This is a genomic window from Streptomyces sp. NPDC107765, from assembly GCF_055657085.1.
Genome location: NZ_JBVKBL010000003.1, coordinates 421,608 through 435,133, shown reverse-complemented (window position 1 = coordinate 435,133; position 13,526 = coordinate 421,608). Strand labels below are relative to the sequence as shown.

Below are 13,526 nucleotides of genomic sequence, written 5' to 3'. Positions count from 1 at the left end.
CTGCACGGTGACTGAGCCATGGCCCCCTCCTCAGGGGTGGAACCAAACAGAAACGAACGCGAGTGGTGGGATCTCACTCTGAACTGCTGGGCACGTCAAGAGTTTTGGCAGGCAGAGCATCAACCGTTACCGCTCCTCTTCCAACAGACTCCAACAAGCTCTACCGTAAGCACTCGCCAGTGGCAGGTACCCGACCTCACCCCACCTCTCGCGAAGACGGAGGACGCGAACCATGCGCGTTCCTATCCGCTCCATCCGCCGGACGGGCCACCGACGAATCGTCGGAGCGCTGTCCCTCGCCCTGCTCTGTGCGGCGGGCGCGACCGCGCCGCCCGCCGCGGCCCGTACCCCGGGCAACCCCGGCGCGGCACCGGCCGCCCCCGCACACGCCGCCCCGCGGCTCCCCGACGGGCTCGCCAAGACGCCCCCGATGGGCTTCAACAACTGGAACTCCACGCACTGCCGCGCCGAGTTCAGCGAGGACATGGTCAAGGGCATCGCCGACCTCTTCCTCGCCAAGGGACTCAAGGACGCGGGATATCAGTACGTCAATCTCGACGATTGCTGGGCGCTGCCCGCGCGCGACGGCAACGGCAAGCTCGTACCGGACCCCCGCCGATTCCCGCACGGCATCAAGGCGGTCGCCGACTATGTGCACTCCAAGGGCCTGAAGTTCGGCATCTATACCAGCGCCGGCACCAAGACCTGCAATTCCGCCGGATTCCCCGGCGGCCTCGGACACGAGAAGTCCGACGCCCAGCAGTTCGCCGACTGGGGCGTGGACTACCTCAAGTACGACAACTGCAATAACCAGGGCGTGGACGCCCAGCAGCGGTACCGCGCGATGCGGGACGCGCTGCGGGCCACCGGACGGCCCATCGTCTACAGCATCTGCGAATGGGGCGAGAACAAGCCCTGGGAGTGGGCGTCGGACGTAGGACACCTGTGGCGCACGACCGGCGACATCAGTGACTCCTGGTCGAGCATGCTGGCGATCGCCCGGCAGAACCTGCCGCTGGCGCCGTACGCCGGCCCGGGACACTGGAACGACCCGGACATGCTGGAGGTCGGCAACGGCGGGATGACGGACACCGAGTACCGCAGCCACTTCTCCCTCTGGGCGATGATGGCCGCACCGCTGCTGATCGGCTCCGATCTGCGCAAGGCCGGCCCGGAGACGTTCGAGATCCTGGCCAACAAGGACGTCATCGCGCTCGACCAGGACGCCCTGGGCAAGCAGGCCACCGTGCTGGCGTCCGAGTCCGGCCGCTGGACCCTGGTCAAGCAACTCGCCGGCGGCGAACGGGCGGTGGCGCTCTTCAACGAGACCGACCGGCCGCAGCGGATCGCCACCACCGCCCGGGCCGCCGGCCTCCCCCAGGCCGCCGGCTACCGGCTGCGCGACCTGTGGCAGCACCGCGACACCCACACCACGGGCGCCATCGCCGCCACCGTCCCCGCGCACGGCACCACCGTCTACCGGGTCGCCGCCGACAAGAACTGGGCGACCTACCCGCCGGCCGTCGAGACCGGCACCGACCACACGCCCCTGGTCGAGGCCGGAGCGACCACGGACATCCGCTCCACCGTCCGCAACCTGGGCGGCACCCCCGCCCGGAACCTCACCGTGACACTCAAGGCCCCGCAGGGCTGGCACGCCACCGCCGTCTCCCCCGCCACCGCCCGAGCGCTGCCCGGCGGCCGGGCCCTCACCACCACCTGGCGGATCGCCGCACCGGCCGGCGCCGCCCCCGGCGCGTACGACCTGCCGCTGACCGCCGACTATCGCTCACCACGCGGCGAACGGGTCACCACCAGCCTGCCCGGCACCGCCCACATCGTGGTCCCGCCGCCCGCCGGGACCGCGTACGCCGCCGAACTCCCCTGGCTGACCGCCGCCAACGGCTGGGGCCCGGTCGAGCGGAACACCAGCGTCGGGGAGAGCGCGGCCGGGGACGGCGGCCCGCTCCGGATCGGCGGCACCGGCTTCGCCAAGGGCCTGGGCGTCCATGCGGCCAGCGACGTCACCTTCTACACCGGCCGGAAGTGCTCGGCGTTCAGCGCCCAGGTCGGGATCGACGACGAGGCCGGTGACCGGGGTTCGGCCGGCTTCGAGGTCTGGGCGGACGGCAAACGGGTCGCCGCGAGCGGGACCGTGACCGGCACCGACGCCGCCCGGACGCTGTCCGCCGCGGTCGCCGGGGCCGAGACCGTCCGCCTCGTCGTCACCGACGGCGGGGACGGCATCGACTACGACCACGCCGACTGGGCGGACGCCAAGTTCAGCTGCTGATACGGCAGTTGAACGCTTGACCCGCACTCGCGGGCGGGCGGGTTCCCGGGCACTGCCACCGGGTCCCGCCCGCCCTCCGCGCTGTGCGAACGGCCGTCAGCAGACCGGCAGCCCGGGGACGGGCTGGTCGTTCGCCCCGCCCTTGAGGTAGACGACACTGAGGTAGACCCCCGTGTTGCCGCTGTCGTCGTCCGTCCTGGCCCACCAGACGTTCGTCCACTTCCCGTAGGTCTCGCGGCGGCCCAGCTTCGCCTGGCAGTAGAAGTAGTTGGTGCCCATGTTCACCGTGCCGACCTGCTGGAACGAGGCGGTGTAGGAATGCGCGGTGCGCCAGACGTCGCAGTTGGTCTTCCCGCCCCCGATGGACACACAGGACGTCGGTGCCGGGGTCGGGTCGCCGCCGCTGCCTGCGGTGCCACCGCTCCCGGAGTCACCGCCGTGCGTCCCGCCCGAGCCGCTGCCGCCACCGCTGCCGTCATGGCCGCCGTCCGCTCCGCCGCTCCCGTCGCCGCCCGAACTCCCGCCCGTTCCACCGGGCTTGGTGTCCTTGCCCTTGGACGTCGCACCGTCCGTGGGCCGACCGGTCGCGGACGACGACGCGCCCGCCCCGCCGTCCGCCCCCGCGTCCCGTGCCTTCCCCTCTCCCTTGCCCCGGGCGTCGTCCTTGTCGGTGGCCGTGCTGGGTGCGCCGGGCCCGCCGGGCGTCGGCGCCGGTTCAGGCGACTGCCGGCCGCGGTCCGCGACCGTATCGCTCGGACCGCCGCCGACCAGTGCGTACGTCACCCCGCCACCGGCGGCGAGCACGGCCAGCACCGCCGCCACGGCCAGCGCCACCCGACCGCGACGCCGCGCGGGCAGCCGCTCGGTGTCCCGCTCGCCGGGGTTCGCCGGGTACGGGTGGGCGCCCGTGCTGTCCACGGTGGGGCCGGCCGCCACACCGGGCGGATCGGCGGCCGCCCCGGGGGTCGCGTAGGAAAAGCCGGGCTGCTGGGCGGTGGCCGGGGGCGGGGTGTGGGGGTGGGGGAGTGCCTGGGTGGGGCCCTGGGGCTGGGGGTGGTTGTGCCCCTGGGCCCGGGTCTGGGGCTGCGGCGGTGGCGGGAGTTGCTGCGGCGGGGGCGGCGGGGTGAGCGGCCGCAGGTCGGTCGCGGTGGGCAGATGCGGTGCGCCGGGTGCCGGGGCGGGCGCGGGGTCCCGTCCCTCGGCCACCGCCCGCAGCATGCTCCGGGCCGCCGCGGCGGACGGCCGGTCGGCCGGGTTCTTGGCCATCAGGGCGTGCAGCACGGGCGTCAGCGGACCGGCCCGGCGCGGTTCGGGCAGCGCCTCGGTCACGATCGCGGTGAGCGTGGACCACACCGACGTACGGCGGAACGGCGCGCCGCCGCCCTCGACCGCCGCGTAGAGCGTCATGCCCAGCGACCAGATGTCGCAGGCCGAGGTGGGGTCCAGGCCCTGCGCCCGCTCCGGGGGCAAGTAGTCGAGGGAGCCGACGAGTTCGCCGCTGCGGGTGAGGTTCGTGGTCGCGCCGTCGCCCGGGGCCTCGATGCTGGCGATGCCGAAGTCGGTGAGCACCACCCGGCCGGTACGGTCGAGCAGCACATTGCCCGGCTTCACATCGCGGTGCAGCACGCCCACCTGGTGGGCGGCGTCCAGGGCGTCCATCACCTGGGCGCCGATCCGGGCGATCTCCCGCGGGTCGAGCGGGCCGCGCTCCGCCACGGCGTCGTCCAGCGACGGGCCGTCCACCAGCTCCATGACGATGACCGGCCGGCCGTCCTCGTCGATGACGTCGTGGACCGTGATCACACCGGAATGCCGGATCCGGGCCGCAGCGCGCGCCTCGCGCTGCATACGGGTGCGCAGATCGGCGAGCTCCGGCGCGGAGGCGTCCGTATAGGCGCGCAGCACCTTGACCGCGACCTCGCGGCCCAGCACCTCGTCCACGGCCCGGCAGACCACTCCCATACCGCCGCGGCCGATCCGGTCGGTGACGCGGTAGCGGCCGCCGAGCAGCCGTCCGGTCAGATCGTCGTCGGTGCCGCGCCGGGGACCGCTCGCCCCGGCGGCGCGGGGTGCACCAGGTGCGCCGCCGGCCGGACTGTCCGGTGCGGCCGCAGCCGGGCCGTCATCCGTGTCCTGCGACGGGGCTCCGCCTGGCTCCCCGGGGACGTTCGCCCCCTCCGCGCCCTGTGCCCCACCCGCCCCCGTTACCTCGTCCGGCCCGCGCTGCTCCCGCTCCCCCGATGTCACCGTCGCCAATCCCCTCGGTACCCAGGTCCGTTCCGCACACCGGGCACCTCACACGTGCCGGCGCACGGCCGCCGGCACGTCGTCGTGCGGCGCGGTCGGCACCAGACTAAGGGGCGCGCGGGGGCCTGTGGTGGCGTCAGGGTGCGGCGGCGAAGGCATCGAGACGGGACTGTTGCGCGGCGGCAGCGGCGGCGCCCACCAGCCCGGCGTCGGTGCCCATTTGGGCAGGTACGACGGTCAGGTCGGCGACGAACGACAGCGTCGCGTACTCCCGCAGGGCCGAGCGCAGGGGGGCGAACAGGATCTCTCCGGCGCCCGCGACTCCCCCGCCGATGACCGCTATGTCGATCTCGACGAGCGTGGCGGTGGCGGCGATTCCGGCGGCCAGCGCCTGCGCGGCCCGCTCGAAGGAGCGTAGGGCGACCTCGTCACCCGCCCGTGCGGACGCGGCGACGGCGGCTGCGCTGGCATCCCCGCCGGGGCCCGGACGCCAGCCGTTGGCCAGGGCGCGGCGGGCGATGTTCGGGCCGCTGGCGATGCGCTCGACACAGCCCCGGCCGCCGCAGGGGCAGGGGTCGCCGTCGAGGTCGACGCTGATGTGGCCGATGTGGCCGGCATTGCCCGTGGGGCCGGGGTGCAGCTGCCCGTTGAGGACCAGACCGCCGCCGACTCCGGTGGAGACCACCATGCACAGCGCATTGGCGTGCCCCCGCGCGGCGCCCTGCCAGTGTTCGGCCGCGGTCATCGCGACGCCGTCGCCGACCAGCACGACCGGGCGCCCGCCGACGAGCGCCCGTACGCCGGCGACGAGCGGGAAGTCGCGCCAGCCGGGGATGTTGACCGGGCTGACCGTGCCGGCCCGGGCGTTCACCGGGCCGGCGCTGCCGATGCCGACCGCCGCCACCCGGCCCCAGTCAGGGGCCGCGGACAGCTCGCCGACCACCTCGGCCACCGCACGCATCACCGTCGCCCCGTCCTGGTCGGCCGGGGTGGGCCGGGCGGCCCGGACGAGCAGTCTGCCGCGGGCGTCCACCAGAGCGCCGGCGATCTTCGTGCCGCCAATGTCCAGCGCTGCGCTGAGGTCCGTCTGCATCGGTGTGGAATCTCCTGGTGGGCCCGGGGGCCGGGGCTGCCGGCCCGGCGTTGAGAACGCCAGTCTTCCCTCGTTTGACAACGTTGTCTAGAGGCTATGCTCGACGCCACACCCAGGCGCCGAGAGAAACAGGACCGCAGACCGTGACCGACACCGCGCGGGGCACGTCCCGCCGCTATGGCACCCGTCCCACGATGAAGGATGTCGCGGCGCGCGCCGGGGTCGGCCTCAAGACGGTCTCCCGCGTGGTCAACGGCGAGGCGGGTGTCACCCCGGACACCGAACGCCGCGTCCAGGAAGCCATCACGGCCCTCGGATTCCGCCGCAACGACTCGGCGCGGATCCTGCGCAAGGGCCGCACGGCCAGCATCGGTCTCGTCCTGGAGGACCTCGCCGACCCCTTCTACGGCCCGCTCAGCCGCGCCGTGGAAGAGGTCGCCCGCAGTCACGGCGCACTGCTGATCAACGGCTCCAGCGCCGAGGACCCGGCGCGCGAACAGGAGTTGGTGCTGGCGCTGTGCGCACGGCGGGTGGACGGGCTGGTCATCATCCCGGCCGGTGACGACCACCGCTATCTGGAGCCGGAGATCACGGCCGGGATAGCGACCGTGTTCGTCGACCGCCCGGCGGGCCGGATCGACGCGGACGCGGTGCTCTGCGACAACTTCGGCGGCGCGCGGGACGCGGTGGCCCACCTCATCGCGCACGGCCACCGGCGGATCGGCTTCATCGGCGACCAGCCGCGGATCCACACCGCGCGGGAGCGGCTGGGCGGCTATCACAGCGCAATGGCCGCCGCGGGGCTGCCCGTTGACGACTCCTGGGTGTCGCTGGGCTCCACCGCGCCCGAGCGCGTACGCTCCGCCGCCGCGGCCATGCTGGACGCGCCGGAGCCGGTCACCGCGCTCTTCGCGGGCAACAACCGCGTCACCGTCACCGCCGTGCGGGTCCTCGGCGCCTCGCCACGACCGGTCGCGCTCGTCGGCTTCGACGACTTCGAACTCGCCGATCTCGTACGGCCGGCGGTCACGGTCGTCGCCCAGGACCCGGCCCTGATGGGCCGCACGGCCGCCGGGCTGCTCTTCCGCCGCCTCGACGGCATCACCGAACCGCCGCACCGCACGGAGATCCCGACCCGCCTGATCCCCCGCGGCTCCGGCGAAATCCCCCCGACGGAAGGCTGATCGCCCGCCCCGGCCGAGACGTGACGGCTCCTTGAGGCCGGTGCCTGGCTGCGGCGTGGGGTCGGCGTCTGACTGCCTCGCGGGGCCGGCGCCTGACTGCGTCGTGGGGCCGGCGAACGGCCGCACGGTGGGGTCGGCGCCGGCGCCCGGCCGCACGGTGGGGTCGAGGCTTGACCGCACGTTGGGGTCAAGGCTTGACCGCCCCGCACGGTCGACGCGTGACCGCACCACGGGGTCGGCGCCGGCTCGCCACGTACGGCGGCCGACCGCCCCTCGTCCTCGCCCCATCAGCTCCCCCGCCCCGCTGCACCCGTGCCCTGCCCTACCCTGCCCACGGCTCGTACCGCTGCGTCGTCCTGGCCCTTCCCCAACGCACCGTCATGCTCGCACGAGCCACTGACAATGCCGGGGACTCAGGCAGGTTCAGGCAGGTTCAGGCGGGTTCAGGCGGGTTCAGGCGGGTTCAGGGCCGGCAGGCTACGGGCTCGGGGCCGGCAGGCGGCGCCCCGCGGTCTCCCCCGCCCCCTCCCCCTCTCCCCCTTCGGGGGAGGGGGCGGGGGGTGGGTTCGGGGGTGGGGGGATGGGCTCTCGTGGTGCGGGGTGAGTTCGGGGTGGGGGTTCTGGTGAAGGTGGGTCCCAGTGGCGGGTGGGTCCGGGTGAGAACGGGTCCGGGTGAGAGCGGGCTCGGGTGAGAGCGGGCTCGGGTGAGAGCGGGCTCGGGTGAGAGCGGAGCGACTACCCCGTCTGCCCCCTCTACCCCACTTTCCCCGCCCGCCCCGCCAGCGCGTCGAGGTCCGTGCGCGTCAGGCCCGTGAGGCGGGCGACCTCGGCCGTGTCGACGGCGCCGCAGTCGAGGCCGCGGAGGAGATAGCCGCTGAGGGCCTTGGCGGTGGCGGGTTCGTCCATGACGTCGCCGCCCGCCTTGGCCACGTACGCCGCGAGCCGGGCCGCGGCCTGTTCGAGGCCCTCGCGGTAGAAGGCGTAGACGGCCGCGTAACGGGTCGGGAGGTGGGCCGGGTGCATGTCCCAGCCCTGGTAGTACGCGCGGGCCAACGAGCGGCGTACGAGGCCGTGGTGGAGCCGCCAGGCGTCGTGCACCTGAGCCGTCGGGCCGACGGGCAGGACGTTCGTCGAGCCGTCGGACAGCCGCACCCCGGTGCCCGCGGCGGCCACCTGCATCACGGCCTTGGCGTGGTCGGCCACCGGGTGGTCGAGGGACTGGTGGGCGGCGCTGACACCGCAGGAGGCGCTGTAGTCGAAGGTGCCGTAGTGGAGGGAGGTGGCGCGGCCCTCGGCGGCCTCGATCATCCGGGTGACGGTGGCCCGGCCGTCGGCGCCCAGGATGGCCTGGGTGGTCTCGATCTGGATCTCGAAACCGATCCGGCCGCTCGCCAGACCGTGCGCCTTCTCGAACGCCTCCAGCAGCCGCACCATGGCGGTGACCTGCTCGGCGTAGGTCACCTTGGGGAGCGTGAGGACCAGGCCGTCGGGCAGTCCGCCGGCCGCCATCAGGCCGGTGAGGAAGATGTCGAGGGTGCGGATGCCGCGGTCGCGGACGGCGGCCTCCATGCACTTCATCCGGATGCCCATGTACGGGGCGACGGTGCCTCCCCCGACCTCCGGCCGGGAGGCGTCCGCACGGTGAGCGGCCGCGACCAGGGCCGCGGCGCGGGCCGCGGCCTCGTCCTCCTCGGCGTCCGGGCGCGGGCCGTAGCCGTCCTCGAAGTCGATCCGCAGGTCCTCGACGGGCTCGCGGGTCAGCTTGGCGCGGACGCGGTCGTGGACGTCGGTGGCGAGCTCGTCCGGGATGCCCAGTACGGCGGCGAGGGCGGCGGCGTCGGGGGCGTGCTCGTCCAGGGCGGCGAGCGCCTGGTCGCCCCAGGAGCGCACGGTGTCGGCGGCGAAGACGTCGCCGGGCACGTAGACCGTGTGCACCGGCTGGCGGGTGCCGGGGTCACCGGGGTAGCGCCGGGCCAGATCCGCGTCCACCTGGGCGAGTGCGGCGCCGATCCCCTCGCGTACGGTGTCCGCGAGGCTCGTCGCCACGGTCTCCTGCTGCCCCATTCGTTACCCTCCCGACGCTTACGCCCGATGCTGCTGCCGGGCGTTTTCCGCTTAACGGAATCAACAATCCGTAGAGCGAAGTTAACCGGGGAGATTGCCGAGGTCAACACCCCACCGCGGGAGGCGGTGCAGGTCACGGCCGCCGGCACCGGCCGGTGAAACCCCATGGCGCCTGCCGCGCCGCACCATCGGACTCGCGGCATGACGTGGACCGCACCGCCCCTCCAGCGCAGAGACCTCCCTGGGTCTACGTCCAACTGATCGGGCCTACGTCCCCCTGATCGAGGAGTACGCGCGCCACAACGGCCACGCGGACCTGCTGCGCGAACGGATCGACGGGGTGACGGGCGACTGGGCCGAACGCCCTCTTCAAGATCACTTACGATCCCTCACCAGTGATCACATCCGTGTGATCGCATCCGTGTGATCCCACCCGTGTGATCACATCCGTCCGCAGTGCCCCAGGAGGCCCCGTGCCCGTCGTTGTCGCCACCATCCGGACCAAGCCCGGCCGCCGCGCGGACGTCCTCGCCGCGTTCCGGCGGCACACCCCGGCCGTGCACGCCGAGCCGGGCTGTCTGCTCTACGCGGTGCACGCCGGTGAGGACCGGGTCACCGTCATCGAGAACTGGGCCGACCAGGCGTCCCTCGACGCCCACTCGGCCGGCCCGGCCCTGGCGGCCCTGGGAGCGGAGATCGCCGAGGCGCTGGCCGCACCGCTGGACGTGGCCGTCGTCGAGCCGGTGCCGTCCGGGGAGCCCGGCAAGGACCGGCTCCCGCACACCTGAGGGCCGGGCCCCCGTCGGGTCCGGGCAGCACGAGGCCCCGTACGCAACCGCGCGTACGGGGCCTCGTGCGGTTCTGGCGGAGACGCGGCACCCGGAAGGAGCGCCAAGAGGCTCAGCCCTTGCGGGACTTGACCTCTTCGGTGAGGGCCGGGACGACGTCGAAGAGGTCGCCCACCACGCCGTAGTCGACCAGGTCGAAGATCGGCGCCTCGGCGTCCTTGTTGATGGCGACGATGGTCTTCGAGGTCTGCATGCCGGCGCGGTGCTGGATCGCGCCGGAGATGCCCGCGGCGATGTACAGCTGCGGCGAGACGGACTTACCGGTCTGGCCGACCTGGTTGGTGTGCGGGTACCAGCCGGCGTCCACCGCGGCGCGCGAGGCACCGACGGCCGCACCGAGCGAGTCGGCGAGCGCCTCGATGACCGGGAAGTTCTCGGCGCCGTTGACGCCGCGGCCGCCGGAGACCACGATCGCGGCCTCGGTCAGCTCCGGGCGGCCGGTCGACTCGCGCGGGGTGCGCGAGACGATCTTGGTGCCCTTGGAGGAGTCGGCGACGGTCACCGCGAGCGGCTCGACCGTACCGGCGGCCGGCGCGGCCTCCGGGGCGGCGGAGTTGGGCTTGACGGTGATGACCGGGGTGCCCTTGGAGACACGGGACTTGGTGGTGTACGAGGCCGCGAAGACGGACTGCGTGGCCACCGGGCCCTCGTCGCCGGCCTCCAGGTCCACGGCGTCGGTGATGATGCCGGAGCCGATGCGCACCGCGAGGCGGGCGCCGATCTCCTTGCCCTCGGCGGAGGACGGCAGCAGCACGGCGGCCGGGGAGACCGCGTCGTAGGCGGCCTGCAGCGCGTCGACCTTGGGGGCGACGAGGTACTCGGCGAACTCGGGTACGTCGGCGGCCAGCACCTTCACGGCGCCGTGCTCGGCGAGGACCTTCGCGGCCTCCTCGGCGTTCGGGCCGAGGTGGACGGCCACCGGCTCGCCGATGCGGCGGGCCAGGGTGAGCAGTTCGAGGGTGGGCTTGCGGACGGCGCCGTCCACGTGGTCGACGTAGACAAGGACTTCAGCCATGGGAATGCTCTCCTGCGGGAAGAATGAGGGCGGGGGGAAGGGCTGCGGCTCAGATGAACTTCTGGCCCGCGAGGAACTCGGCGAGCTGCTTGCCGCCCTCGCCCTCGTCCTTGACGATCGTGCCCGCCGTACGGGCCGGGCGCTCGGCCGCGTCCTCGACCTTGGTCCAGGCGCCTTCGAGGCCGACCTCGTCCGCGTCGATGTCCAGGTCGTCCAGGTCCAGGGACTCCACCGGCTTCTTCTTTGCGGCCATGATGCCCTTGAAAGAGGGGTAGCGCGCCTCACCGGACTGGTCGGTGACGGACACGACGGCCGGCAGCGCGGCCTCCAGCTGCTCGCTGGCGGTGTCGCCGTCCCGGCGGCCGGTGACCTTGCCGTCGGCGACGGACACCTCGGAGAGCAGGGTGACCTGAGGGACGTTCAGCCGCTCGGCGAGCAGGGCGGGCAGCACGCCCATCGTGCCGTCGGTGGAGGCCATACCGCAGACGACCAGGTCGTAGCCGGTCTTCTCGATGGCCTTGGCGAGCACGAGCGAGGTGCCGAGCGCGTCGGTGCCGTGCAGGTCGTCGTCCTCGACGTGGACGGCCTTGTCGGCGCCCATGGACAGGGCCTTGCGCAGCGCGTCGTTGGCGTCCTCGGGGCCGACGGTCAGGACCGTGATCTCCGCGTCGTCGGCAGCTTCCTTGATCTGCAGGGCCTGCTCGACGGCGTACTCGTCGAGCTCCGAGAGCAGACCGTCCACGTCGTCACGGTCGACGGTCAGGTCCTCGGCGAAGTGCCGGTCGCCGGTGGCGTCGGGCACGTACTTCACACAGACAACGATCCTCAAGCTCACGCCGGCTCTCCTACCTGCTTGGTCTCTTCAGAACTGCCTCGTGCTGGCAGCATAGGCGCCTCTCGGGGCGGCTCCCGGTCGGATGCGGTTCCCCACGCCGACCGCCATATTACTCGCCAGTACATACAGTCTCGTGCCCCGAATCAAGGCCGTCGAAATGTGACCTTCCCAACGGCCCTGATCGGGCGAAGAGCGCGGGTGAGAAGCGCGCCGCGGCGGACGCGTCAGTCGCGCAGCGCGTTGAAGCGGCCCTGGTGGTAGAGGAGGGGGCGGCCGGGCCCCGCGGGGTCGCCGACGACGGGCTGGGCGACCACGATGCGGTGGTCGCCGGCCGGCACCCGGGCGACGACCTTGCAGACCGTCCAGGCCAGTACGCCGTCCAGGAGGGGCACGCCCTCGGGACCGGTGCGCCAGGAGGTGCCGGGCCCGAAGCGGTCCGCGCCGCTGCGCGCGAAGGTGGCGGCCAGGTCCGCCTGGTGCTCACCGAGGATGTGGACGCCTATGTGGTCGGCCACCGAGACGGCCGGCCAGCTGGAGGCGCCGGTGCCGATGCCGAACGAGAGCAGCGGCGGCTCGGCGGCGACGGAGGTGAGGGAGGTGGCGGTGAAGCCCACCGGGCCGGAGCCCCGAGCGGTGATCACCGCGACACCGGCGGCGTGCCGGCGGAAGACGGAGCGCAGGAGGTCGGGCGAGGCGGCGCGGGGCGTGCCGAGGTCGGACGAGACCGTCATGGAGTTGTCCTTCTGCTGGGGCGGACGAGCCGGGGCGGGGCCGCCGGCGCCCGTACGGCGCCCTGCGGCGGTTACGTCGTCGTTGCTCACACGCCCGGACAGCGGGCGCTGGCGGTCCGCAGAAGGTCGACATGGGCGCGTCCGTAGAGAAGGGTTCCTGGCCGCATCACGTCAGAGTGACGATGTGTGACCCACAGCGTCAAGGGCGGCCCGGTATCTGGGAGATCAATCACGGACCGCCGCCCCGAGCGCCGCGATGACGTCGGCCTTGCGGGGCTGGCCGGAGGCGCGGCGGACGATCGTGCCGTCGGCGTCGAGCACCAGCACCGTCGGGGTGCGCAGCACGTTCAGCTGCCGTACGAGGTCGAGGTGAGCCTCGGCGTCGATCTCCACATGGGCCACCCCCTCGACCATGCCGGCGATCTCGGCGAGGGTGCGCCGGGTGGCGCGGCAGGGCTGGCAGAAGGCGCTGGAGAACTGCAGCAGGGTGGCCCGCTCCCCCAGCGCCGCGCCGATCTCCGCGGCCCCGAGCCGCGCCGTTTCGTCCCGCTTGCGCACCGACAGTCTCCCGTTGCGGCGTTGGTGCCATACGCCGAAGAGGCCCGCTGCCGCGAGCACCGCGAGGCACACCATGAGTCCGGTCATCGAGGAGTGCAGCATTCACACGACCGCAAAGATTCCCGGTGCGCCAGGCGGGCCGTTCCGGGGGAAGGTAGGGGCATGACGAGCGACAGGGTCGACGACCGGGTCGACGTACGCGGCCCCCGGTTCGGGGCGGCGCTGACGGCCGTGGTGCTGGCGGCGGTACTGATCAGCGGGAGCGCAGCGCTGCTGGCCTGCCAGGCGCTGGTCTTCGCGGTGGGGGCGGTGGCCGGGGTCCAGCGGTCGCCGTACGCCTGGCTGTTCAAGGCGGTGGTGCGGCCGCGGCTGCCCGCGCCGACGGCGTTCGAGGATCCGGCCCCGCCGCGCTTCGCCCAGCGGGTCGGGCTGTTCTTCGCGCTGGTGGGTCTGGCCGGCTTCGCCGCGGGGGCGCAGTGGCTGGGGCTCGCGGCCACCGCGGTGGCCCTCGCGGCGGCCTTCCTCAATGCCGCTTTCGGGTACTGCCTGGGGTGCGAAATGTACCTTCTGCTACGGCGGGCGACCGGCTGAGCCGGTCGGGTACGTGACGAGGATCTCTCGGCCGGGGCGGTCGGCGCGCTGGCCGCGGCGGCCGCAA

General features: G+C 73.4%; 11 protein-coding genes and 1 pseudogene. 5 read left to right on the top strand and 7 right to left on the bottom strand.

Annotation, left to right across the window (positions count from 1 at the left end; all coding sequences use genetic code 11):
• Window positions 1-232 precede the first annotated feature (232 nt).
• Window positions 233-2,293: an NPCBM/NEW2 domain-containing protein gene (locus ACZ7MX_RS10595; protein ID WP_472131177.1), complete on the top strand. Its 2,061-nt coding sequence runs from the start codon at window positions 233-235 to the stop codon at window positions 2,291-2,293.
• Between the two features lie 96 nt (window positions 2,294-2,389).
• Here the strand turns inward: ACZ7MX_RS10595 and ACZ7MX_RS10590 are convergent, their stop codons facing one another.
• Window positions 2,390-4,540 (bottom strand): serine/threonine-protein kinase, encoded by a 2,151-nt coding sequence (locus ACZ7MX_RS10590; protein ID WP_472131176.1) that lies wholly within the window; start codon window positions 4,538-4,540, stop codon window positions 2,390-2,392.
• A gap of 136 nt (window positions 4,541-4,676) precedes the next feature.
• Window positions 4,677-5,633, bottom strand: a complete 957-nt coding sequence (locus tag ACZ7MX_RS10585) for an ROK family protein (protein WP_472131175.1) — start codon at window positions 5,631-5,633, stop codon at window positions 4,677-4,679.
• Between the two features lie 143 nt (window positions 5,634-5,776).
• Here ACZ7MX_RS10585 and ACZ7MX_RS10580 point away from each other — a divergent pair, with 143 nt between their 5' ends.
• Window positions 5,777-6,817 carry a LacI family DNA-binding transcriptional regulator gene (locus ACZ7MX_RS10580; RefSeq protein WP_472131174.1) on the top strand — a complete coding sequence of 347 codons (1,041 nt, stop codon included), beginning with the start codon at window positions 5,777-5,779 and terminating at the stop codon, window positions 6,815-6,817.
• A gap of 753 nt (window positions 6,818-7,570) precedes the next feature.
• Here ACZ7MX_RS10580 and ACZ7MX_RS10575 read toward each other — a convergent pair.
• Window positions 7,571-8,881: a DUF6986 family protein gene (locus tag ACZ7MX_RS10575; protein ID WP_472131173.1), complete on the bottom strand. Its 1,311-nt coding sequence runs from the start codon at window positions 8,879-8,881 to the stop codon at window positions 7,571-7,573.
• A 268-nt stretch (window positions 8,882-9,149) separates the two neighbouring features.
• On the opposite strand from ACZ7MX_RS10575, the pseudogene ACZ7MX_RS10570 reads away from it, so the two are divergent.
• A pseudogene (locus ACZ7MX_RS10570) lies at window positions 9,150-9,233 on the top strand (mycothiol transferase); the annotation flags it as partial.
• 121 nt (window positions 9,234-9,354) lie between these two features.
• Window positions 9,355-9,669, top strand: coding sequence for a putative quinol monooxygenase (locus ACZ7MX_RS10565; protein ID WP_472131172.1), 315 nt, complete (start codon window positions 9,355-9,357; stop codon window positions 9,667-9,669).
• Window positions 9,670-9,781: 112 nt separating this feature from the next.
• On the opposite strand, the gene ACZ7MX_RS10560 is transcribed toward ACZ7MX_RS10565, so the two are convergent.
• The 4 genes from ACZ7MX_RS10560 to ACZ7MX_RS10545 all read right to left on the bottom strand — a co-directional run bounded on the left by ACZ7MX_RS10560 (window position 9,782) and on the right by ACZ7MX_RS10545 (window position 12,955).
• Window positions 9,782-10,744, bottom strand: a complete 963-nt coding sequence (locus ACZ7MX_RS10560) for an electron transfer flavoprotein subunit alpha/FixB family protein (RefSeq protein WP_472131171.1) — start codon at window positions 10,742-10,744, stop codon at window positions 9,782-9,784.
• Window positions 10,745-10,793: 49 nt separating this feature from the next.
• Window positions 10,794-11,579, bottom strand: coding sequence for an electron transfer flavoprotein subunit beta/FixA family protein (locus ACZ7MX_RS10555; protein ID WP_261952655.1), 786 nt, complete (start codon window positions 11,577-11,579; stop codon window positions 10,794-10,796).
• Between the two features lie 224 nt (window positions 11,580-11,803).
• Window positions 11,804-12,310, bottom strand: coding sequence for a flavin reductase family protein (locus ACZ7MX_RS10550; RefSeq protein WP_472131170.1), 507 nt, complete (start codon window positions 12,308-12,310; stop codon window positions 11,804-11,806).
• A 225-nt stretch (window positions 12,311-12,535) separates the two neighbouring features.
• On the bottom strand, window positions 12,536-12,955 hold the full coding sequence (locus ACZ7MX_RS10545; protein ID WP_472131169.1) for a thioredoxin family protein: 420 nt from the start codon (window positions 12,953-12,955) through the stop codon (window positions 12,536-12,538).
• Between the two features lie 75 nt (window positions 12,956-13,030).
• Between ACZ7MX_RS10545 and ACZ7MX_RS10540 the strand changes: the two genes are divergently transcribed.
• On the top strand, window positions 13,031-13,459 hold the full coding sequence (locus tag ACZ7MX_RS10540; protein ID WP_472131168.1) for a DUF4395 domain-containing protein: 429 nt from the start codon (window positions 13,031-13,033) through the stop codon (window positions 13,457-13,459).
• Window positions 13,460-13,526: the final 67 nt, after the last annotated feature.

Excerpts from the sequence above, each read along its gene's own strand:
- ACZ7MX_RS10595 (WP_472131177.1), top strand. The coding sequence starts at position 233 with ATGCGCGTTCCTATCCGCTCCATCCGCCGGACGGGCCACCGACGAATC.
- ACZ7MX_RS10585 (WP_472131175.1), bottom strand. The coding sequence starts at position 5,633 with ATGCAGACGGACCTCAGCGCAGCGCTGGACATTGGCGGCACGAAGATC.
- ACZ7MX_RS10575 (WP_472131173.1), bottom strand. The coding sequence starts at position 8,881 with ATGGGGCAGCAGGAGACCGTGGCGACGAGCCTCGCGGACACCGTACGC.
- ACZ7MX_RS10560 (WP_472131171.1), bottom strand. The coding sequence starts at position 10,744 with ATGGCTGAAGTCCTTGTCTACGTCGACCACGTGGACGGCGCCGTCCGC.
- ACZ7MX_RS10550 (WP_472131170.1), bottom strand. The coding sequence starts at position 12,310 with ATGACGGTCTCGTCCGACCTCGGCACGCCCCGCGCCGCCTCGCCCGAC.
- ACZ7MX_RS10545 (WP_472131169.1), bottom strand. The coding sequence starts at position 12,955 with ATGACCGGACTCATGGTGTGCCTCGCGGTGCTCGCGGCAGCGGGCCTC.
- ACZ7MX_RS10540 (WP_472131168.1), top strand. The coding sequence starts at position 13,031 with ATGACGAGCGACAGGGTCGACGACCGGGTCGACGTACGCGGCCCCCGG.